General features: G+C 73.4%; 1 protein-coding gene. It reads right to left on the reverse strand.

Going from position 1 to position 24950, the window contains the following annotated elements:
- Nucleotides 1-32 precede the first annotated feature (32 nt).
- A complete protein-coding gene (locus tag H7965_RS17875; RefSeq protein WP_186771952.1) occupies nt 33-24950 on the reverse strand; it encodes an SDR family NAD(P)-dependent oxidoreductase in 24918 nt (8305 codons plus the stop codon).

The following is a 24950-nucleotide window of genomic DNA, read 5'->3' on the forward strand; positions in this document are numbered from 1 at the left end:
GGTTCCTGCGGCGGTCGTCATGCGACGCCCGGTCAGAGCGCGGGGGTGACGCGGCGCAGGGCCTCGTCCACATCGATATCGCCGGTCTCCAGCGCCCGCAGCACCGCGTGCAGCGCCGCCTCCTCGTCCTCCGGCACGGGAACGGCCGGGGCGGAGGGCGGCACGGCCTTCGCCGGGGCACCGATGCCGGGGAATTCCTCGGCGATATGCGCCGCCAGCAGCGCGATGTTCGGGTAATTGAAGATGGCGGTGGTCTTCAGCGGCACGCCCAGCCGCTGCCCCAGCCTCGCCGCGAGCTCGGCGGAGAGCAGGGAATCGCCGCCGAGTTCGCTGAAGCTGAGGATGCCGCCAAGCCGCACCGTCTCCACCGGCATCTCGAAGACCGCCGCGACCGCCTCCGTCACCGCATCCTCGATCCAGCCTACACTGCCCTGCGGCGGCGCGCATGCCGGCGCCGCCGCCGGCATGGCCATTGGCGCGGCCACCGCAGCCTCCGGCCGGGCCGCCGCCTTCCTGGCCACCAGCACGGCCTGCGGCGTGGCGGCTTCCTCGGTGACGGCAGGCGGCAGGGTGACGGCGGCCACCTCCAAGCCGGACTCAGCCAGCAGGCACCGCCATTGCCCGATCGAGAGCAGTGGCGCGTGCGGCAGGCGGGATGCCGGATCATTCGCCAGCCACCAGCCTTCCAGCAGGCCGAAAGTCAGGGTCGCGTAGTCACGCGCCGCGGTCATCTCGTTCACCACCAGGGTGCCACCTGGGGTCAGCAGCGCGGCGGCATGCCGCAGCGTCTCGCGCATTTCCGGCGTGGCATGCAGCACATTGGCCGCGAGGACCACATCGAACCCGCCTGCCAGCCCCTGCTCCGCCGGGTCGCGCGAGATGTCGAGCAGCGTGGTGCGGAAGCCCGCATGGTCCGCGCCGAACCGCTCGCGGGCCTGTTGCAGGAAGCGTGGCGAGAGATCCGTGAAAACGAACTCGGCCGACAGGGCGGCCCGGCGCAGCGCGTGCAGCACCGGCCCGGTGGTGCCGCCGGTCCCGGCGCCGATCTCCAGCACCCGTGGCGAGGCGCCAGCGGCTCGCACAGCCTGGACCACCGCCTGTGCCGCTGCCCCATGCAGGAAAGCCGCATTGTCGTCACCGGCATAGACCCGGGCCAGCAACTCCATGGACCCATCGGGGAAGAAGGCTTCGCTCGCCGGGATGCTGCCGTCCAGGATGCCGTCCAGCGAGGCCATGCAGCGGTCCAGCAATTCGAGATGCGGCGCCAGCGTCGGCTCGGCAGCGGCCAGGGCGTCTTGCGCTGCCTGCCAGTCGCGGCTGGCCTCCAGCGCCGTCGGGAGCGCGCACCATGCCTCGCCGTCCTGCCGTATCCAGCCGCGCTGGCCGAACAGGTCGAGCGCGGCGGCGAGCAGCCGGGCGTGGCCGGCATGCAGCCGCAGCGCCTGCGCGATCTCCGCCCGAGTGCAGCGCTGCGCCGGCGCGGCGAAGACGCCATGCCGCTGCCACTGCGCAAGCATCCGCGACGCAGCCAGCCGGTCCAGCCGATCCAGCGGCGACCCGGCCAGGCCCGGTGCTGCGGCGCCCGCAGCCACCTCCGCCGCGCGCCGGCGCAGCGTGACCCGGCCGAAGGCAGCCAGCACCTCGCCATGCGCGCCGAGCACTTCGATATCCACCACCACGCCGCCGGCACCGCCGAGCGGCGCGCGACGGACCAGCACGGCCATGGCCTCGCCAAGCGGCGCGAAGACCCGCGCCGACTCCGCGAGGAAGGGCACCAGCGGCTCGATTTGGCCGGCCGCGCCAAGCAGCCCCATCGTTGCCTGGAAGGCGGCATCCAGCAGCGCCGGCTGCCATGGCATGCCCGGCATCAGCACGACGGGATGCAGCCACGCCAGCGCAGTATCGGCATCGAAGGCGATGCGCGCCAGACCCTGGAAGGGCTCGCCATAGGCCACGCCGAGCTGCGCCAACCGGGCATAGATTGCGGCGCCCTCAAGCCGCTGCGGCAGCGCCGCCTCCAGGCCGCCAGGATTCCGCACCGGGGGCGGCGGACCGTCCTGCGATGCCGGCACCAGCCCTGATGCATGCAGAAGCCGCCGGCCATCCGGTGCCGAGGTCAGCTCGAAGCGCAGGCCGGCCACATCTTCCCGAAGGCTCAGCACGACCTTGGCCCCGGCCGGCAGCGGTGCCAGCCAGGCGACATCCGCCAGCGTGGAGATCGCTTCGCCGGTCGTCAGCGCCACAGCGGCACGCGCGAGTTCCAGCACGGCGGTGCCCGGCAGCAGCGCAGCCCCATCCACCCGGTGCCCGCCGAGCAGCGGCGCCGCCGCATCCAGCTTCACGGCAAAACCGGCGCCCTGCAGCGAGGGCAGCACCCGTTCGATCAGCGGATGCGGGCCATCGGGCTCCGGTGCCTGGGCGGCTTCCAGCGGCGTAAGCCCGGCCGGCCAATGCCGCTCCGCCGCGAAGGGGTAATTCGGCAGCCCGACCCGCTGCGGCACCGGGCCGTCCCAGATCGCCTCCCAGGGCAGGTTGGTGCCGCTGGCCCAGAGCGCCGCCAGCGCCGGCAGCGCCATGCCACGCAAGGCCTCCGGCGCCGTGGTCACGCGGCCGGCCGGCAGCGGCGGCATGGCCGCATCCGGCCCCGACAGGAATTCGCGCAACGCCGCGCGCAGCCCCGGCAGGTCGGCGGCTACGCAGGCGAAGCGGTGCGCCATCGCCTCCCGCCCCGTCTGCAGGGTGTAGGCGATGGCGGCGAGGTCCGCCTCGCCGGTCGCCAGCGATGCTTCAAGCCGGCCGGCCATCAGCCGCAGCTGCTCTGCTGTCCGCGCCGAGAGCGGCACGATCCGGGGCCGCGCCGGCGGCGGCGCGGGCGACGGCGGCGGCGCCTCGAGCACCAGATGCACATTGACGCCGCCGGCGCCGAAGGAGGACAACCCGGCACGCCGGCTGCCGGTCCAGGGCATCGCCGCGGCCGGCAGCACGAAGCGGGACCCGTCGATCGGCAAGGCCGGGTTCAATGCGCCGCGCAGCGGCGCGGGCGCGATCTCGCCATGGCGGAACTGCAGCAGGATCCGTGCCAGCCCCGCCACGCCCGCGGCCGATTCCAGATGCCCTACCAGCGCCTTGACCGATCCGACCGCGCAGGGCGGCAGCCCCGCGCCCTGGTCAAGCCCGCGATCGCCCTGACGGTGTTCGCCGCAGGCGGACACCGTCAAGGCGTGAAGCGCTGGCTCAGGAAAAGCTGGACCCGAATTGCGCTGACTACGGTCAGCGAAATTCGGGTCCAGCGCGCGGCCAAGCCCTTCCAACTCGATCGGATCGCCCAGCGCGGTGCCGGTCCCATGCGCCTCGACATAGCCGATGCTGGCCGGATCGACGCCGGCCTGGGCGACCGCCGCGGCGACCACCGCGGCCTGGGCAGCGGGATTCGGCACGGTATAGCCGCTGGTACGCCCGCCGGTGTTCATCGCGCTGCCGCGGATCACGCCGAGGATCCGGTCGCCGCCGGCGACCGCCTCGCGTAGCGGACGCAGGACCACGGCGGCGAGCCCCTCGCCCGGCACGAAGCCATCGGCGCCGGCCGCGAAGGGCCGGCACTGTCCGCTCGGCGAAATCATGCGCATGGCATGCATCGTCTCGAACTGGCGGGGGTGCAGCAGCAGCGACACGCCACCGACCAGCGCGGCGCCGATCTCGCCCCGGTGCAGCGCCTCGCATGCCAGGTGCAGGGCGGCGGCCGAAGAAGAGCAAGCGGTATCGACTGCCATGCTGGGACCATGGAAATCGAACAGCCAGCTGACCCGGTTGGCGATGGACCAATAGGGCGCGATGGCCTGCACCTGCGTACCGCCGGCGCCCGGCCGGGCGGCATGCAGCTGGAAGGCGCCGTTCATGACCCCGACATAGACCCCAACATCGGCGCCGGTGCCGGCCAACGCCGCAGCCCGCAGCCCTGCCCGCGTGTGGCCGGAATCCTCCAGCGCATGCCATGCGGTCTGCAGGAACAGGCGCTCCTGCGGATCCATCGCGGCGGCTTCGCGGAAGCTGATGCCGAAATGCAGTGGGTCGAACAGGTCGACGCGGTCGAGGAAGGCGCCTCGCTCCGTCGCACTGGCCGGCCACCGATCCGCCGGCACCGGCCCGAAGGCGTCGCGGCCTTCGCGGATCATGGACCAGAAGGCCTCGAGCGTATCGGCCCCGGGAAAGCGGCAGGCCATGCCGATGATGGCGATGGCGCCCTCATCCGGGACCACGGCCGGGGCAGGCGCTGCCCGGGCGGGCATGGCGGCGGCAGGCGCGGGAGCCACGCCCAGCAGCGCCGCCAGCGCGGCGCCATGGCTGGAGAGCAGGGCATCCGCCAGCTGGCCAAGGTCGCCATGCTCGAAGAGCAGGGTGCGCGGCAGGCGGCCCAGCGTGGCCTCCAGGCGCCGCAGCACCTGCATGTTGACGAGGCTGTCGACGCCCAGCAGCACCAGCGGCTCGGCTTCCGGCACGCTGTCGGCGTCGCACCCGAGGAACTCCGCGAAGAGGCTGCGCAGCCATGCCAGCACCTGCGGCCGCTCCAACCGGGGCCGGGACACGGCGAGCCCGGCGGCCAGCGGCGTGGAAACCGGTACCGCGGGTGCGGCAGGTGCCGCGCCGCGGCCGGCCGGCAGCATCCGGGCGATCGCCAGGCGCAGATGCGGCGCGGCGAGCGCCTGGGCGAAGACAGACAGCCCCTCCCCGGTGGCGATGCCCCCCATGCCGAGCCGCGCCAGCCTGGCACGCTCCGCCGGCTGGGCGACGCTGCCGGTATCGCTCCAGAAGCCCCAGTCGAGGATGCGCAAGGGGCAGCGCAGCCGGCTTGCCAGCCAGTGCCCGAAGGCGTCCTGGAAACCCGCCGCCGCCGCGTAATTGGCTTGGCCCGCGCCACCGGACAGGCCGATGACGGAGGAGAACAGGGCGAGGAACCCCGGCGGCTCCTCGGCAAAGGCCTCGGCGAGCCAGAGTGAACCGGCCAGCTTCGGCGCCAGCGCCGCAGCGAAACCCGCATCCGTCATGCCGGCCAACGGCGCATTGGCCAGCACCAGCGCGGCATGGACCACGCCGGCGATCGGGCCGTGCTGCCGCCGCAACCGGGCGACCAGCGCCAGCATCGCCGGCGCATCGGCCGCATCCGCCATCACATATTCAGCCGCAGCGCCAAGCTCGCGGAGTTCGCCCAGCAGGGTCTCGATCCGCGCATCGGCCGCGCGGCGCCCGGTCAGCACCAGATGCATCCCGGGCCGCGCCAGGTGCCGGGCCAGGGCCCCGCCGATGCCACCGGCGCCGCCGATCAGCAGATAGAGCCCGGCCGCCAGCTCGGCGGCCGGCGGCAGCGCGACTGGCCGCAGCACGCGCGCCATGCGGCGGCCGTCTTGCCACAGCAATTCGGCGGGTCGGCCCGGCTCGCCCGCCTCGGCGGCGAGCAAGCGCGCCAAGGCCATGGTATCCTGCCGCCCAGGATCGATATCGACCGCAACGACGCGCCCCGCCGGCCACTCCTGCCCCAGGCTGAGGCAGAAAGCCGCGACACCGCCCCCGCTGGGGTCCGGCGCCTCCCGTGACTCAGTCCGCTCGGTCACCGCGACCAAGCTGGCGGTGACGCGTCCCGGGCGGGCCAGGAAGCGGCCGAGCCGGAAGAGCGGCGCCAGCCCGAGGGCCTGCATCGCCAGCAGGGCCGCCGGGTCGAACTCGTCCAGGCCGGTCAGTGCATTCAGGGCGTAGATCCGCCGGAAGGCGCCGGCCTCGGCCTCCGCCATGGCCAGGGCGCGTTCCAGCTCGGCTGGGGCGGCCTCCCAGGCCTGCGCGCCGAGCCGGCGGGTCACATGGCCGAGGCGGATTTCGACCAGTCCGGGATGGATGGCGCGCAGCGCAGCGGTCAGGCCCCGATCCGCCATCTGCCGTAGCACGAGCACCGGCGCATCCAGGCAGATGTCGGACGGCGTCGCATCCGGCATCACCTCCCAGTCCGGCACCCAGACCGACAGCGGCGGCAAGGGCGCCGGCGCGCGGGCGAAGAGACCCTCGATGCCGGCGAGCACAGCGCCCTCATCGTCCAGCACGGCGAGGTCGAGCAATTCCTCGCCGCCATGCCGCGCCAGCACGAAGGCCGCGGCATCGAGCGGCGCGTACAGCCGGATGGCATCGGCGGCAAAGGGCTGCAACGGCCCCGCCCCGAGGCGTCGCAGCAAGGCCGCGCCTGCCTGTGCGGCGGCATCCAGCAGCGCCGGATCGGGCTCCAGGCTCGGCCCGCTCCCGCCAACTGCCGGGGCAAGGCGTCCCAGCGCCTCCGTCTCGCCGAGCGAAACCTCCAGCAGCCGGCGGAAGGCCGGGCCGCATTCCAGCCCGGCGGCGGCGAAGTCCTGGTACAGCGCCGCCCCGGCCAGCCGCTCCGGGCAGCGGGCGGCGATCGCCGCCAAGGGCTCGGGCGCGGGTTGTGGTGGACAGCCGGCCAGGACGGTCCCGCTGGTGGCTACCGTGCCCTCCGCATCGAGGATCTCAAAACCCGCGCTGCCATCCAGTCCGGGTCGCGCCAGCCGCAAGCGGGCCGGCGCATTCAGCGCGATCGGACGGCTCCATAGCAGGTCGGCGAACTGGGCAGCCGTCGGGCCGGCCGCGGCGCGCACGAGCGCCGCAGTGGCGGCGGCAGGCAGCATCGGCTGGCCGGAGACCCGGTGGTCGGCCAGCAGCGCCGGGAAGGCAAGCGGCCAAGTGGTGCCATCCGGCCCCGCTTCGGCAGGGCCCAGCAGGCCAGGGGACGGGGTCGGAGCCGCCCCGGGCGCCACGGCCCAGTGCGGCGAGGGCGCGAAGGGATAGGGCGGCAGCGCCGCGACGGGCACGCCGGCCGGCGGTGCCGGCCAGACCACATCCTCTCCCCCCGCCCAGGCGCGCGCCAGGGCTTCAGCATCGGCCTCCGCAGGCGAAGCGGCCGGTGTCCGCCTCAGCCACTGCCGGAACGGGCGCCGCGGCACCTCGGCGGCGGGGAAGAACACCGCCTCCGGCCAGGCAGCCGCCGCGCCGTCCAGCCAAGCGCGCAACAGCCCCGCCGCTTCCGCCGCCGTGCCGGCGACCACCGCCAGCCGCTGCTCGAAGGCGGTGCGGCCGTGTTGCAGGGTGTGGGCAACGGCGTCCAGCGCCGGGGTGTCGGGCCGCTCCAGCACCGCGCACAGAGCCGCCGCCATGCGCCGGAGAGCCGGCAGGTCGCGCGCCGAAAGCGGCAGGGCCAGCCGTGCGCCCCCTGGAGCGGGCGGGCGGGCCCGCAGCGCCGGCGGCGGCGCGAGCAGCATATGGACCATGGCCCCGGCGAAGCCGAAGGCGCTCAGCCCTGCCACCGCCTGTGGGCCGGGCCATGGTTCAGGCGCGGTCACCAGGCGCAGCGGCGTCTCCTCCAGCCGAAGCAATGGATTGGGCTCGGCGCAGTGCAGGCTCGCGGGCCAGGTGCCGTGGCGGAACGCGAGCAGCACCTTGGCCAGTCCCGCCAGTCCGCTGGCCGGCTCGAGATGGCCGATATTGGACTTCACGCTGCCCAGGCCGACATGGCCGCGGGGCAGCGCAGCCTCGCCGCGCCGTGCGGCGTGGGTCGCCAGCGCCTCCTTCAGCCCATCGACCTCCGTTGGGTCGCCGAGCTCGGTGCCAGTCCCATGCGCCTCGACATAGGCGATGTCGCGGGCATCGATCCCGGCCGCTTCCCAGGCTTGCAGCAGAAGCGCGGCCTGAGCGGCGGGGTCGGGCGCGGTCAGGGATGCGGTATGGCCGCCATGCCCCGCCGCGCTGCCGCGGATGACGCCGAGCACCGGGTCGCCATCGGCCAGCGCCTGCGACAGCCGCTTGAGCACCACGGCCGCCACCCCTTCGCCACGGCCATAGCCATCCGCCTGGCGGGCGAAGCTTTTGCAGCGGCCATCGGGCGCCAGCACGCCCATGGCTTCCACCATGGGCCCGGAGGTCGGGCTGAGCAGCAGGCTCACCGCCCCGGCGATCGCCAGTCCGCAATCCCCAGCGCGGATGGCGCCGGCCGCCTGATGGACGGCGAGCAGCCCGGCGGCGCAGGCGGCATCGATGGCGATGGAGGGCCCACGCAGGTCGAGCCAGTAGCTGAGCCGATTCGGTATTGCGGCATGGGCAAGGCCGGTGACCAGCTGCGGCGCGGCGAGCCCGCGCACCACTTCGGCATAGTCGCTGGACTGGGCGCCGACGAAGACGCCGGCGCGGCTGCCGGCAAGACTGTCCGGGCGGATGCCGGCCGCTTCCAGCGCCTGCCAGGCAGTCTGCAGGAAGAGTCGCTGCTGCGGGTCCATCAGCGCCGCTTCGTTCGGCGCGATCTGGAAGAAGGCGGCGTCGAATTCCTCGATGCCTTCGATGTAGCCGGCCGGCGTGAGGTGGCCTTGCCAGCCCGGCCGGCCGGCCGGCGGCGGGCCGATGGCGTCCCGGCCCTGGCGCAGCAGGTCCCAGAACGCCTCCAGGTCGGGCGCGCCGGGAAAGCGCCCGGCCATGCCGATGATCGCGACCGGATCCTCGGCCTCGGCAGCCGCCAAGGGCGCGGCGGGCGGCGCGACCATGGCGAAGGCACCGGGATGCTCCGCGGCGAGATGCGCCGAGATCTCCTGCAGGGACCCGTGGCGGTAGAACAGTGTGGCGGAGATCTCGATGCCCAGCCTGCGCGACATGGCCGAGGCCAGTTCCTTCAGGGTGATGGAATCGAAGCCGTGTTCGAGCAGGCTGGCCGCCGGATCGATGGCGGCAGCATCTTCCCGCAGGATGCCGGCGGCGAGGCCGCGCAACCATTCCGAAAGGCCACCTTCGGGCAAGGCAAGGCGCGGCCCTGCCGGGCGCGGCACGGGCAGCGCGGCACCGAGCCGTGGCAACACCGCTTCGAGCTCCCCGGTCGCCACCAGCACCACCGGCTGGTCCAGTCCCAGGGCCATATCCAGGGCGGCCAGGGCGTCCGCTGTCCGCAGTGGCGGCAGGCCGGAAAGACCTTGCAGCAGGGTCGCGGCCGCGGCCCCCGGCTGCATGCCGCCCTCAGCCCAGAGCGGCCAGGCGATGCAGAGGCTGCGGCCCCGCCGCTGGCCGGCCCGCCATTCAGCGAAGGCTTCGAGGAACCGGTTGGCCATGGCGTAGTCGCCCTGGCCGAGATCCCCCAGCGTGGCGGCCAGCGAGCCATGCAGCACGAACTGCTCCACCGGGTCGGCGGCGGTGGCGGCGTCCAGCGCAAGCGCGCCGGCGATCTTGACCGCCAGGACGGCATCGGCCTCGGCCACCGGCTTGCCGCCCAGGGTGCTGCGGCCCATCACACCGGCCAGGTGATGCACCTGCGTGACCGGCCCGAAGGCGCGACGGATGCTGCCGAGTACGCGGTCCAGTGCGGCCGCGTCCGTGACGTCGGCCTGCCAGTAGGCGGCCTCGGCTCCCGTCGCACGCAGGCCGCCAAGCAGCAGCTCCCCGGCCTCGCACGGCGGCGAGCGGCCGAGAATGGCGAGCCTGACCCCAGGCGTCGCCAAGCGGCGACAGAGCACCTGCCCGATGCCACCGAGCCCGCCGGCGACGAGAATCGTGCCGGTCACCGCCGCCGCAGCGCCCGCCGGTGCGGTGAGCGGCAGCGGCCGCCGTATCTCGGCTTGGCCGGCCTGGTGGCGGATCTCGCCTGCCGGCCGGGCGAACTCTGCCGCGACAAGGGGCAGCGCACCGGCCCGCGCCGCCGAGTCGAGCCCGAGCGTTGACAGGGCAAGGCCGGGCGCCGCCTGCGGCAAGCTGGAGACCAGCCCCGCCGCACCGCCCGGGGCTTCGGCGGGATGGGCATGGACGATGCGGACGGGCCCATGGCTCGCCCCGGGGGCCGCGGCCAATGCCTGCGCCAGCACGAACAGGGCGCGCGCCTGCCCGACCGGATCGGCGCCGGCGGCCGTGCCGAGCGCCCAGAGATCCGCCACCCGGTCCGGCCGCGTCGGCAGCCGCCGCAGTAGCGCCTCCACGTCCTGCGGCGCACCGGGACGGATCACCGGCGGCGTGGCGTCCAGATCGCAGAACATCCCGGCCAGCACCGGATGCAGCGGGCCTGGAAGCAGCGCCTCCAGCGCCGCCGCCTCCGCCGGGCTGTTGACCAGGGCCAGCGTCGTCCCACGTGGCACGGCCCCGGTTCCTGCCCCGGCATCAGTCGGCGCCGCTTGCCAGGCCGGGGCGTAGAGGCGGATTGCCGTCGGCGCGGCATCGGGTGCCACGAACCAGTGGCGGTCCCGCGCGAAGGGATAGCCGGGCAGCGAGACGACCTGCACCCCGGCGCCCTCGTCCAGCGCCCCAAGGTCGAGCGCCCCGCCGGCCCGATAGGCCTCCGCCTGGGCATCCAGCCAGCCATGCCATGCGGCGGAGTCACAGCGGACCCCGCGTGGCGCCGGTGGCACCGCGACAGCTTTGGGCAGGAATTCCACCGGTTCGCGCAGTGCCTTGCGCAGGCTGGGGAGGTCAGCCACCACGAAGGCGGCCCGCACCGGTTCGTGCCGCCGGCGGTGGTTCAGCGTATAGGCGAGATCCGCGAGCCGGAGCGGCCCTGTCTGATCCAGCCAGTCGCCGAGCGCCACGAGGCTCCGCTGCAGCGCAGCCGCGTCCCGGGCCGACAGCGTAACCAGCCGCCAGCCCTCCTCCTCCGCTGCAGCCAGCCGGACGGGCGCTTCCTGCACCAGCAGATGCGCATTGGTGCCCGAGAAGCCGAAGGAGGAAACGCCGGCCCGACGCGACCGCCCCGCGACCGCGGGCCAGGCTTCCGCCGCGGTCGCCAGCCGGAAGGCCGAACCGTCCAGGCGCATCAGCGGATTGGGCGTGGCGAGATGCAGGCTCTGCGGGATGACGCCGTGCCGGAGGGAGAGCAGCACCTTCGCCAGCCCCGCTACACCGGATGCCGCGGTGGTATGACCGAGATTGGTCTTCAGGCTTCCCAGCACACAGAAGCCACGGCGCTGCGTCCGCGCCGAGAACGCAGCCACCAGCCCCGCCGCCTCGATCGGGTCGCCCAGCCGGGTGCCGGTGCCGTGCGCTTCCAGCATGTCGATGCTGTCCGCCGGAACGCCGATGGCATCCAGGGTCTCGCCAATGAGCGCTTCCTGGGCGGCGGCCGAAGGTGCCGTCAGGCCATTGGTGCGGCCATCCTGGTTGATGCCGCTGCCAAGGATGACGCCATGGATCTGGTCGCGGTCCGCGATAGCGCGGTCGAGCCGCTTCAGCACCACCACCGCCACGCCTTCCGCCGGCACGATGCCGTCGGCCTCGGCATCGAAGCTGCGGCAACGCCCGGTGGGGGACAGCATGCCAGCCCGGCTCATCTGCTTGAATGGCTGTTCCCCGAGATAAAGCGAAACGCCGCCGGCCAGCGCCACATCCACCTCACCGTGCCGCAGCGCCTCCACGGCGAGATGCACCGCGACGAGCGAGGATGAGCAGGCCGTGTCCACGGTGAGAGCCGGCCCCTTCAGGTCCAGCAGGTAGGCCAGCCTCGCCGCCAGGATGGAGCCGGCGTTGCCGAGCATCGCATAGGCATCCGGCGCGGCGCCGGCCTGACTCATCAGCCCGGCATACTCGTTGCCGCAGAGCCCCGCATAGATGCCGCATCGCGTGCCGCGCAACGCATCCGTGGCCAGCCCGGCATCCTCCAGCGCGTGCCAGGCGGCTTCGAGGAAGACGCGCTGTTGCGGGTCGGTGCATGCCGCCTCGCGCGCGGCGATGCCGAAGAAGCCGGCATCGAATTTGTCGTGGTCGGTGAGGAAGCCGCCCCATTTGCCATAGCTGCGGTCCGTCGCCTCCCGATCCGGGCTCCAGTGCCGGTGGATGTCCCAGCGGTCCGGCGGGATTTCGGTGATGCAGTCCCGCCCCTCGCGCAGCACCTGCCAAAGCTGCTGCTGGTTCGCAGCGCCCGGCAGGCGCGTTGCCAGCCCGACGACTGCCACCGGCGACGGGCCCCGCGGTTCTGGCGACGCGGCGACAGGCGCCCGGGCGGTCTTGGTCGGCGGCGGCGGGACGGCGAGGCCGAGTTGGGTCTCGAGATCGGTCACCGTCGGATGGTCGTAGAGTGTCTCGGTGCCGAGCGAGAGCCCCAGCCTCTGGTTCAGCACGTCGAGGAAGCGCAGCCCTCCCAGGCTGTCCAGCCCCTGCGCCGCGAACGGAGTATCGACCTCGATCTCCCTGGGTGTGATCCCGAGCACGGCGGCCATGCATTCGCGCACCGCCGCGATGTCGCCCCGCGGCGGGACGGCGGCGGGCGCCGGAGCCGGTGCCGCCACAGGCTCCGGCTCCGGGAACCCCGGCGCCACCTGCAGGGCCAGGGCCGCCGCCAGCAGCGCTGGCGTCGGATGATCGTAGATGAGCGGGGCATCCAGCGTGCAGCCCAGGGCAGCCGACAGCGCATCGAGGAAGCGCAGGCCGCCCAGGCTGTCCAGTCCCTGTTCCGCAAAGGGCATCTCCGGCTCGACATCCGCCGCATCCATGCCCAGCACCCCTGCGAGGCAGGACAGCAGCGTCCCGAGGATGGCCTGATGCTGGCGCGACGCTGCGGCCCCACCCAGCGGAGCTGCGGCGGCCAACGCCTCGGCATAGGGCAGCGCCGCGGCCAGCGCTGCGCTGTTCAGTTGCGTCAGCGCGGCGACATCCTCTGCCGCCCGCACCATCTGCAGCAGCAGGTAGCGGATGCTGCCTTCCGCCAGCGCCCGGCCGAAATTGGACCAGCCCGCATGCACACGCCGCACCAGTGCGAGCCGGTCCGCCGCCATGCCGTCGGCTGCCAGCCGCGCCATCACGGCCTCGGTCGCGCTATCCTGCAGGCAGGTGGACACCTCCTGGCTGCAATCGACCACACGGGCGATCCGCAGCCCGGCCCGGGCCATTGTGGCGGCATAGGCCGCCTCGGCCAACGTCCATGACCCCGTTTCCGGCACCGCGACGCCGACGCGCCGGGCGACGCAATCCGCCAGCGCGATTCGTCCGCCAGGAGCGAGCGAGGCCACAAGATTGGCGAAGAGCCTGTCCTTGTCGGCGACATGATGCGCCACCTCGATCCCGAGGATCAGGTCGAACAGCCCGGCAAAGGGGGCCTCGGCACTGTCGCCCACCTCGATCGCCAGGCGCTGGTCCAGCCCTGCCAGCGTCACCCTGGCACCGGCGACCCGCGCATGTTCCGGCGCCAGGCTGCGTCCAAGGCCGGTGAGCCTGGGATGCGCCTTCGCCAGCTGGATCAGGTCGGTGCCGGCGCCGCAGCCGAAATCCAGCACCCGCACCGGGCGTGATGCGAGGTCGACGCCGTCCAGCAACACGCGGCGCAGGTGCCGCTGGGCCTCCAGCAGGGCCTCCGCCGCGGCTGGGTCGGCGGCCGGGTCCAGCACCGTGCGGGTCCAGGAGAAACCGGGCGGCGGCGCGACCAGCGGGGCCAGCGAGAAATAGGCTTCGTCGAGCCTGTCGGAGCGCACCGGCAGCGTGATGTCGTAATAATCGGCCACCGGTTGCAGCGGCGCCACGGCCGCCGTCGATGCGGCACGCGCCTCGGCCCGTGAGGCGGTGATTGCGGCGCGAGAAAAGCCGGGCCCCTCGTCGAGCCAGAAGCGCCTTGGCTCGAAGGGATAGTTGGGTAGCGCGACGATGCGGGGCGGCACGGCGCGCGGCAGCCGCTCCGGCAGGATGCGGCCGCCCTGCGCCCAGTGCACCGCCATGGCGAAGGGATCCGTGGCCTGGCCCGGTTCGGCGACTGTACCGGCTGCGGCGGAGGAGCCCAGCCGTTTCAGGCTGCCGCGCTGGAGCCCCGGCACCGCCTGGCCGGCGAGCCAGGCCTCGATCGCGGCCAGCAGCTCCGCTTGGCTGTGCACGACAACGGCCCAGCGTTCCGCCAGCCCTTGACGGCCGACCTGCAATGTCCAGGCGACATCCCGCACTGCCAGGCCAGGCTCCGCGCGCAGCGCCGCCGCCAGCCGCTGCAGATGCGCGCGCAGCCGGTCCTCGGTCCGGGCCGAGACCAGGATCAGCACCGGGCTGCCGTCATCGGGCGCGGCGGGCGGCAGGGCCGGCGCCTCCTCCAGCACCACATGCGCATTGGCGCCGCCGAGGCCGAAGGAGCTGAGGCCGGCGCGGCGCGGCCCGGCCAGCCGCGGCCACGGCGCCAACCGCGTCTGCACCGCGAAGGGCGTTACAGCGAAGTCGATGTTGGGATTGGGCGGCACCGCGTGCAGCGACGGCGCCAGCATGCCGTGCCGCAATTGCAGCAGCACCTTGGTCAGCCCGGCGATGCCCGCCGCTGCCTCCAGATGGCCGATATTGGGCTTGATGGAGCCGATGGCGCAGCTCATGCGCGGCGCATCCCCTTGGTCGGATGCATTCCGCCAAGCCTGGGTCAGTGCGCGCACCTCCACCGGATCGCCGAGCTCGGTCCCCGTTCCATGCGCCTCGACATAGGAAATGCTGCCGGGATCGACCCCGGCGCGGCGCATCGCCGCCTCGATCACCGCTGTCTGGGCTGTCACGGAAGGGGCGGAATAGCTGGTGGTGCGCCCGCAGGTGTTCACCGCGGAGCCACGCAGGATGGCCAGCACCGGATCGCCGTCGCGCAGCGCATCGGCCAGCGGCCGAAGCAGCACCGCGCCAATGCCCTCGCCCACCACGAAGCCCTTTCCGCCGGCGCCGAAGGCCCGGGTCAGCGCATCGGGCGAGAGCACCCGATAGGCCGAGAGCAGGATATGGTGCAGCGGATGCATCAGCAGATTGGCGCCGCCGGCGACAGCGGCGCGGCAGTCGCCCCGACGCAGCGCCTCGCAGGCCATGTGCACGGCGCTGAGCGAGGAGGAGCAGGCGGTGTCCACGGCCAGGCTGGGGCCGGTGAAGTCGAACAGGAAGGAGGCGCGGTTGGCGATGGAGGAATGCGAGGAGAAGGCGCCGGTATAGCTGCCCTTGGCCCAGAGTTCGGTCGCCAGTTGCTCATAGGTCTGGCTCATGACGCCGACGAAGACGCCGACATCGCCGCCCAGCGCGTTGCGTGCGCCTTGCTTCAGCCGCTCCGGCGTGTGTCCGGCGTTCTCCAGCAGCTCCCAGAGCACCTCAATGAACTGCCGCTCCATCGGGTCGATCGCCCGTGCCTCGGCGGGCGAGATGTGGAACAGCGGGGCATCGAAGCAGTCAATATCCTCAACGAAGCCGCCGAAGCGGGTATGGGACTTGTCGTCGCGCTCGGCCGCCGGGTCGTAATGGGCCGCATGGTCCCAGCGGCCGGAGGGCACTTCGCCGATCGCGCTGCGGCCCTCGCGGAGCAGCGCCCAGAGCGCGTCCGGCGTGCGGGCGCCGGGATAGCGGCCTGCCATGGCGACAACGGCAATGGCATCCTCCGCCGGCGCCGCAACCGGCCCTGTCCGAGGCGGGGCCTGGGGGAGCGGGATGGGCTCGGGGTGCCGCGGCGCGGTTGCGCCGAAGCCAGCCGCTTCGGCCGGGTGGTTGCGTTCCAGCCAGGCCGCCAGGGCTTCGATCGAGTTCGCCTCGAACAGCAGCGCCTTGGGCAGCGTCCCGAAATCCTCCTCCAGCGCGGCGATCACCTCCAGCGCCATGGTGGATTCCAGGCCGTAGATGCCGAATTGCTCGACCGGCTCGATCGCCTCCGGCTGCAGCTTCAGCACAGCGCCGACCAGGCGCAGGAGATGCTGCCGCAGCGCGTGGCCGGCGGCACCGGCTCCCGCTTTGCTATCCTGCGCCGTGGCGATGAAGATGGTCTGCGGTGCGGTGCCGGCCTCGGGGATGCTGCGGATGGCGGCAAATCCTGCCTCGGCCAACAGACGCCTCCAGGTCTCGGGCGCCGCGGCGGGGCCATGCGGCAGGCGCTCGGCAGGGTCGGCGGCATTCCACCAGCCTGGGGTCAGGCCGAAGGTCAGGGTGGCGAAGTCGCGCGCCGCGGTCGTCTCGTTCAGGATCAGCGCCCCGCCGGGCCGCAGCAGCCGCCGGCAGGCCTCCAGGCTGTAGCGAAGCCCGGGCGTTGCATGAAGGACATTGGCGGCGATGACGATATCCGCTTCCGGCAGGCCCGCATCCCCGACCGTGGCGATGTCGAGGCGCAGGGTTCGGAAGCCAGACAGCATGCCCCCGAAGCGCTGCTGCGCCGCCGGCAGGAAGGCCGGCGACACGTCGGTGAACAGATATTCCGCATCCGGCCGCAGCACGGCGAGCATCGGCAGGACCGCTTGCGTGGTGCCACCGGTCCCGCCACCCACCTCCAGAACCCGCAGGCCCTGCCCTGCCGGCATCGCCGCGACTGAGGCGCGGACCGCATCGGCGACTTCGGCATTGAGCCGCAGGGTCGCCGCCGCCGAACTGTACACCGCCTCCACCAGCGCGGTGGACCCGCCCGGCATCAGCGCCGCGAGTCCATTGCCGTGCCCCTTGAGCACCGCCGGCAGCGCTGCCAGCGCATTGTCAAGCAGCGTGGCATGCGCCGACAGCGCCGGGGCAGCCGCCAGCACCGCCGCCCGGGCGTCCGGGCTGGCCGGCGGCAGCGGCAGCGCCGCCCAGGCATCGCCCTGCCGCCTGGCCAGCCCGGCCCGGCCGAGGATGTCGAGGCAGGCGGCGAACAATCCCTGCCAGGCAGGCGCGATGCCGCACTCCTCCGCCCAGGCCGCGGCATCGCGCGGCGGGCCGGGCCGGAGGCCGAGCCCGGCCAGGGCCGCCGCAACCTCGCGCGCCGCCAGCCGCTCCAGCGCCGCAAGGGCTGCCTCCTCGGTGGCCTCTGCGGTCGGCTCCGCCGGTGCCTCCCCGCCCGCCGCCCGTGTCGCTGCCTGGGCGCTCCGGGCCGGCGGCACCGGCTGCACGCCGAGGCGCGCGAAGGCCGCCGCCGTGCCGGCCACCGGCATTACCTGGGCCACGCCGGCGCAGAGCGCGCGCTCGAAGGCATCCACCCCTTCGGCAATGCTGATCGGCAGGATCCCCTGCCGCGCCAGCCTTTCCCGCAGCGCCGCGTCCGAGACGACGCCGACCTCGCCCCAGTAGCCCCAGTCGATGGTCAGCGCCGGCACCCCGCGGGTCTGGCGGAGATAGAAGGCGAAGGCATCCTTGAAGCGGCAGCCTGCGACGTAATTCGCCTGGCCTGCGTTGCCGAACACCGCATTGGCCGAGGAGAAGAAGGCGAAGTAGTCCAGCGCCTCGCCTGCCACCGCCTCGGCCAGCGCCACCGCGCCGGTGGCCTTCGGGTCCAGCGCGACGCGCAGCGAAGCCTCGTCGAGCCGCAGCAGGCTACGGTCGTCCAGCACCAGGGCGGAGTGGATCACCCCGTTCACCGGGCCCCAGCGATGCCGCGCTTCGGCGATGGCGGCCTGCAAGGCGGCAGGGTCGGTCAGGTCTGCCTGGCGGTACAGGGCCTTGCCGCCCGCCTCGGCCACCGCCTCCAGCGCCGCGGCCGCGCTTTCGGCCGGGCTGCGGCCGAGCAGCAGGACCCGGGCATGGGACCGGCGCGCCATGTGGCACGCCATCGCCAAGCCGATGCCGCGCGCGCCGCCGGCGATGACATGCACACCCCAGGGGCGGAAAGGGTTGAAGCCCGGCGATGGCAAGTCCACCGGCGCCACGCGCTGCACCAGCCGCCGCCCGCCCCGCAGCGCGATCTCGGCGCGGCTGTCGCGCACGGGCTCGGCCAGCACGGCGGCGGCGAGGGCGGGCAACTCCATCGCGGCCATTTCGGCCGGCAGATCGATGGTGGCGGTCGTCAGCCGGGGCAACTCCAGCCCCACCACCTTGGCCAGCCCGATTGCCGCCGCCTGCCAGGGGCGCAGCGCTTCGGCCGCGGTCGTGGCCTGCACGCCGCGCGTCACCAGCTTCAGCCGCCGCTCGCGCAGCGGGCCCTGGCTCGCCCAGCCCTGCATCAGCCCGAGCAGCGGCAGCACGCCACTGGTCTCTGCCCGTCGTAACCGGAGGGCGTCCGGCATCGCCGCCTCTGCCTCCGCCACGCCGGCCAGGAAGATGACTTCGGCCGCATCGCCGCAGGCACGGGCCATTCGGACGCCACCTCCCGCTGCGGTATCCAGCGCCACTTCGCGCAACGGCACGGGGTGCGCGGCTTCGCGCAACGCCGCGAGGAAAGTCTCATCGCCCGGCCCCGCGACGACGGCGACCGCGCCACTGCCAGACCGGGCCGGCGCCGGCTCCGCCAGCCAGCGCGGCGCCAGCAGGACCATGCCATCCGGCGTGCCGCCGACCGCTTCGGCCGGCCTGGCAGGCTGCGAGACCGGACGCAGCACCAGCCCGGAGAAATGCGCCAGCAAGGCGCCGGAGCGGTCCTCGACCACCGCATCCACCGTGACCGCGCCGACGGCGCCACACCGCTGCAGCCGGGCCGTCACCGCGGTTTCGGCCTTGCCATGGAAGCAGGCCCTGGCGATGGTGAAGGGCGCATGCGCGACCTGGGCAGGCGCCAGCAACGCCACCGCCTGCCAGGCTGCGTCCAGCAACCCGGCCGCCGGTGCCCCCGGTGCCAGAGCCACCCGGGCCGACTGGCCATCCGACCAGGCACCCAGGATGCGCCGGAAGCTCGGCCCATAGGCGGCGCCGGCCGCTTCCAGCCTGGCGTAGAAGGCATCCGGCGCGAAGCCTGCCCCGGCGGCGTCGGGGATGTCCTGACCGACGCCGCAGGGTGGCGCCTCCGCTCCGGTCGCCTCGATACGACCCTTCATCACCGTCTGGCCGGCGCTGGTGACCAGGAATTGCCGGGCCGCCGGGCCGCCGCTGATGGTGAGTTCGGCGCTCGCCCCGAGCCCATCGCCCGCCAACGGGGCGACGAAGACGATGTCCGAGAGATGCACCGGCTGCTCCAGGCCGGTCGCCTCCACCACGGCCAGCAGCAGCGCCGCGCCGGGCACTAGCGGCCGGCCCCCGAGGCGGTGCTCCGCCAGCACCGGGTCGGCGGCCGCCCAGTGCAGCCGGCGCGGCCCGTCGGGCCCGGCCGGCGGCGTGGGAGCGTCCGGCAGCCAGCAGCGCTGCTCGGCCAGGGGCGTCGGCGGCAGCGGCAGGCGCCGCGCGCCCGGGACTGCGCCCATTGCCGCTTCGGCAGCGGCGCCATTCAGCCAGGCCTGCAGCGACTCCCGCACCGGCTCTGGCGCCGTGTCGGGCCGCTGCCTGCCACCGTCCCTGCCGTGCCACAGCCCGGCCCAGGCTCTGCCTTGCGCCAGCGCATCCAGCCCATCCAGCAATTCCTGCCGGTCCGCCACCAGCAGCGCGGCGCGCTGCGACCAGGCGCCCCGCCCGATGCGCAGCGTGTGGGCAAGGTCGGCGAGCGCCCAGGCCGTCTCCGGCTGCCGCCGCACATGCGCGGCGAGCGCCGCGGCCCAGCGCTCCAGCTGCACGGCCGAAGGCGCCGAAAGGGGCAGCAACCAGGGACCCGCCGGCGGCATTCCTCGCTTTCGGGGAGTGGGAGCCTCTTCCAGAACGACGTGCGCGTTGGACCCGCCGGCCCCGAAGGAGCTGACGCCGGCCCGCCGTGGCAACGGCCCCGCCTCGGCCTGCTGCGGTGCCCAGTGCCGCAGGCTCTGCACCACGACGAAGCCACTGCCCGGCAGGTCCAGTTCCGGATTGGGCGATGTGGCGTGCAGGCTGGGCACCAGCGTGGCATGGCGCAGTTGCAGGACCACCTTGGCCAGCGCGGCCATGCCCGCCGCCGCCTCAAGATGCCCGATATTCGATTTCACCGAGCCGATGGGCAGGTCGCGCGCCGCACCGGCGAAGCCCCGCCGCAGCCCCTCGATCTCGATCGGGTCGCCGAGCGCTGTCCCTGTGCCATGGGCCTCGACATAGCCGATGGTCGCCGCGTCCACCCCGGCATCCGCCAGCGCGTCGCGGATCGCGCCCGCCTGGCCATCGGGGCTGGGCACCGCATAGCCGCTGCCATGGCCGCCATGGTTGATGGCACTGCCGCGCACCACCGCATGGATGCTGTCGCCATCGGCCAGCGCATCGGCCAGCCGCTTCAGCACGACCACGCCAACCCCCTCGCCCGGCACATAGCCATCGCCGCCGGCGCCGAAGCTGCGGCAGCGCCCATCGGACGCGGCGAAGCGGCCGGCCGACAGGCCGAGATACTTGCGCTGATGCAGGCTGAGATTGACGCCGCCCGCCAGCGCCGCCGCGCATTCACCGCGCCTGAGGCTGGCGCAGGCCAGGTGCAGCGCGGTCAGCGAGGATGAGCAGGCGCTGTCCACCGCCATGGATGGACCCTGCCAGCCGAAGGTGAAGCTGACGCGGTTGGCGACCGACCAGTAGGGCGCATGGGCCGGGATGAAATGCTCCGGGGTGGAGGCCTCGGCCGCCAGGAGCTGCCATTCGTTGTACATCAGCCCGGCGAAGACGCCGACGCGCCCGCCGCCCAGCCTTGCCGGCACCCAGCCGGCATCCTCCAGCGCCGCCTGGGCGCAGGTCAGGAACAGCCGCTCCTGCGGGTCGATCAGCTCGGCCTCGCGCGGGGAGATGCGGAAGAACAGCGGATCGAACTGGTCGATGTCCTGGAGAAAGCCGCCCCAGCGGCTGTAGCTGCGGCCAGGCGCGCCGCGCTGCGCATCGAAGAAGCCATCGAGAGCCCACCGTCCGGCCGGGATCTCGGTGATGGCGTCGCAGCCTTCGCGCAGCAGCTCCCAGAAGGCGTCGAGATCCGCAGCCCCCGGAAAGCGGCCGGCCAGGCCGATGATGGCGATGGCGTCGTCCGGCGGCGCCGTTACCCGGACCGGCGCCGCCGCGATGGCAGGGGCGAGGATGGCTAGCCTGGCCATCGGCACGGCCGCTGGCTCGCCCACTGGCGGGACCGGTGGCGCCGCGGCCCCGGGCTGCCCTCGCCCGGCCAGCAGCTCCGCCAGCTTCGCCACCGTACCCGCTTCGAAGAAGTCGATGGCGCGGATCGGGACCGACAGTGCGTCGGTCAGCGCCTTGGCGATTTCGACAGCGAGGATGGAATCGAGCCCCAGCCCAGACAGCGGGGCAGTGTCGCTGACCGCCTCGGGTGCGATGTAGAGCGCCTCCGCCACCGCCCTGCGCAGGCTGTCGCGCAGCCCGGCATCGGCGGCGCAGTCGGCAAGGATCGGCACGGCAGGCGCGGTGGCGGTGGGCGCTGCGGCCTCCATGGCCGCCAGCAGCGCCGCAGGGGTCGGGTGGTTGTAGAAATCCACCGCCCGCAGCACGCTACCCTGCCGCGCATTGACCCGTCCGGCCAATTCCGCCGCCAGGATCGAGTCGAGGCCGAGCGTGGCGAAGCCCGAATCAGCTGTCACCGCCTCCTCCGGCAGCATCAGCGCATCCGCCACGAGCCCGCAGAGAATGCGGAGCCGTTCGGGGTCGGCGGCTGGGACGGCCGGAGGGACGGTTTGCGCCGGCGGCGCCGGGGCAGGCTCGCTGCCGATCCAGAATCGCTCGCGGGCAAAGGGATAGGGCGGCACCCGCAACCGCTGGCCGCGCGGCAGGGACGGCGCCTCGCCGCCGCGCAGGAAGGCGGTCATGCGCTCTTCCACCGGCCCAGCCTCGCGCCCCGCCGCCAGCGCCGCCAGCCCGGCCTGCAAATCGGCATGGTTCCGGGCGCTGAAGCCGGCTCGGCATGGGAAGCGCGCACTGCCCGCAAGGGTCCAGGCAAGGTCGCCGAGCCTGGCCCCGGCGCCGGGGCCTTCAAGCCAGTCCCGCAGCAAGGCTGCGCGCTGCGCCAGAATCGCCGCATCAGGGGCAGACAGCAGGATCGGCCAGACCTCCGCCTCCTCCGGCGGTGCGGCGGCGGTTGGCGGCGCCTCTACCACCAGATGCGCATTGGTGCCGCCGAAGCCGAAAGCGCTGATGGCTGCGCGGCGGCGGCCCACCGGCCAGGGCATCGCCCTCCCCAGCGCGTGGAAGCAGCCATCGCCCAGCGGCACCTGGTCGCCCTGGCCGAGATGCGGTGGGCTCGGCGGCAACTGGCCGGCCTCCATCGCCAGGAGTGTCTTGAGCAGCCCGGCGATGCCAGCCGCAGGCAGTGCATGGCCGATATTGGCCTTCACAGACCCGATGGCGCAGCCGGCCCCGCCGAAGGCATCCGCCAACGCCGCAAGCTCGATCGGGTCGCCCATGCGGGTCCCGGTGCCATGCGCCTCGATCAGGCCGATGCTGGCCGGGTCGATGCCGGCGCGCCGGTAGAGGCCGGTGATCAGCGCAGTCTGTGCCGGCCCGTTCGGTGCGGTGATCCCATTCGTGCGGCCATCCTGGTTCACAGCCGAACCGAGGATGATGCCGCGTAGCGTGTCGCCATCCCGCAGCGCATCGGCCAGCCGCTTCAGCACGACCACGCCGACCCCATCGGCCGGCACGATGCCATCGGCCCCGGCGGCGAAGGGCCTGCAGGCACCGCCAGTCGAGAGCAGCCCGGCATCGGCGAAGAAGCCATGGGCCTGCGGATAGGGCATGGCGATGGACACGCCCCCGGCCAGCGCAAGCTCGCATTCGCCAAGCCGCAGGGACTGTGCCGCCAGGTGCAGCGCGGTCAGTGCGGATGAGCAAGCGGTGTCGACCGTCAGCGCAGGGCCCCTGAGGTCCAGAGCATAGGCGACCCGCGCGGCAAGCACGGCCAGCGAGCGGCCGATGGTGCCGTGGCTGGTGTCACCTTCCCGCGGATAGTCGCTGGCCTGCGCCCCGGCGAATACCCCGATCTCCCTCCCCTCCAGCCCTGCGGCGACCAGCCCTGCATCGTCCAGGGCGTGCCAGCATTCCTCCAGGAAGACGCGCTGCTGCGGGTCCATCTGCCGGGCCTCGCGCGGCGAGATACGGAAGAATCCGGCGTCGAAGGCATCGTGGTCCGGCAACATGCCGCCGACGTGGCGCTCGGCGCCCTTCCACAGCCCGGAGGGCAAGGGGCCCACGGTGCTGCGGCCCTCGGCGACCAGCCGCCAGAAGGCATCGAGGTCCGGCGAGCCGGGGAATCGCCCCGCCATGCCGATGATGGCCAGGGCATCGGCCGGAACCGGCACTGCCGGTCCAGGCGCCGGAGGCTGCGCCTTCGGGCCGGCGCGCCGCTGCAGGGCCGCCGCCAGCCGCGCGGGCGTGGGGTGGTTGTAGAAATCCTGCGGTGTCACCTCCCGCCCCGTCGCCGCCGCCAGCTCGTCTGCAAGCAGCGGCGCCACGATGGACTCCACCCCCATTTCACCAAAGCCCAGTTCCGCCGGGATCTCCTCGACCGGAAGGTCCAGGCAGCGCGCCAGCACGCCGCGCAGCAAGGGCAGCAGACCCTCGGCCGGCGTAGCTACCAGGGCCGCGGTTGCCGGTGCCGCGACAGGGTCAGGCGCTGTATCGGCCTGGTCGATCCAATTGCGCTGGCGCTCGAAGGGATAGCCGGGCAGTGACACGCGCCGCGCCTGCGGCAGCGGCGCGAAGCTGGCCTCGCCGCCGGCTTCGAAGCCCTGGACCATGGCAGCCAGGGCCGGCGGCGGCGGCGCTACCGCCTCGCCTCGCAGCGACGCCAGCAGGCCGCCCAGGCTATTCGCCACCAGCCCCAGACGATGTGCGAAATGCCGCCGCCCGGCCTGCAGCGTGAAGGCAATGTCCCGTAGTTCATGGCCCGGCGCCGCTTCGAGGAAGGCGATCAGCCGCTGCCGCTGCGCCGCCAGCGCCGCCGGGGAACGGGCGCTGAGCGGCACGACATGCCATGTGCCCGGCTCTTCCGCCGGCCGGCCCGGCGGCGCGGGCGCTTCCTCCAGCACGAGATGCGCATTGGTGCCGCCGATCCCGAAGGAGCTGACCCCGGCCCGCCGTGGCAGGCCTGCCTCCGGCTGCGGCCAGGGCCGGGTCTCGGTGCAGACCGCGAAGGCGGAGTCCTGCAGGACGCTGTGCGGATTGGGGCTGCTGTAGTGCAGGCTCGGCACCAGCATCCGGTGCCGCAGCATCAGCGCGGTTTTCACCAGGCCTGCGACGCCGCCGGCGGTGTGCAGATGGCCGATGCTGCCCTTGAGCGCGCCGATGGGTATGCTGCGCGGCGGCAGTCCGGCCGGGCCGAACACGCCCTGCAGTGCCGCGACCTCGATTGGGTCGCCCAGCGGCGTGCCGGTGCCGTGTGCCTCGATATAGCCGATATCGGCCGGCGAAAGCCCCGCCATGGCCAGGGCTTCGCGCAGCACCGCTTCCTGCCCCTCCTGGGAGGGCGCGTAGAAGTCGACCTTGCCTCCGCCGTCGTTGTTGACGGCGCCGGCACGAATCACCGCGACGATCTGGTCGCCATCCTGCACTGCTAGGTCGAGCAGCTTCAGCGCCACCATCGCCCCGCCATTGCCCGGCACCGTGCCGCCGGCGGCGGCATCGAAGGGCCGGCAATATCCATCGGCGGCGAGCATCAGCGATGGGTCGTAGCGGTATCGGTCCTGCGGCAGGGTCACCGAGGCGCCACCCGCCAGGGCCATGTCGCACTGGCCGGACAGCAGGGCCTCGCAGGCCATGTGCACCGCAACGAGGGAGCCGGAACTTGCACTGCCCACGGAAAGGCTCGGGCCGCGCAGGTTCAGCTTGTAGGAGATACGGGTCGCCGCGTAGTCCTGCCCGACTGCACTGTCGGCTACCAGCCACTCCGCCCCGTTGCGCGGTGCTCCCTGGCGGTAGCTGGATTTCGCCGAGGCGACGAAAACGCCGACGCTGCCGGGCACCGCATCCGGCACATAGCCGGCGTCCTCCAGCGCCCACCAGGCGCATTCGAGGAGCACCCGCTGCTCCGGTGCCAGCAGCGCAGCATGGCGGGGGATGAAGCGGAAGAAGCCTGCATCGAATTCCTCCAGCGCGTCCAAAGCACCGAAGGCGGCGATGGCGCCGTCTGCATGCGGCGCGGCGCGGCGCACCGCATCCCGGCCGGTGGCGAGGTTGCGGAAGAAGCCCTGCGGATCATCGGCGCCAGGCAGCCGGCAGCCGATGCCGACGATGGCGACCAAGCCGGGCGATGCGGGGGGCTCTGTCAT

Source organism: Siccirubricoccus deserti, assembly GCF_014283215.1.
Lineage (GTDB): Bacteria > Pseudomonadota > Alphaproteobacteria > Acetobacterales > Acetobacteraceae > Siccirubricoccus > Siccirubricoccus deserti.

Bases quoted from the DNA above. Each gene is read 5' to 3' on its own strand.
- H7965_RS17875 (WP_186771952.1), bottom strand. From the start codon at position 24,950: ATGACAGAGCCCCCCGCATCGCCCGGCTTGGTCGCCATCGTCGGCATC.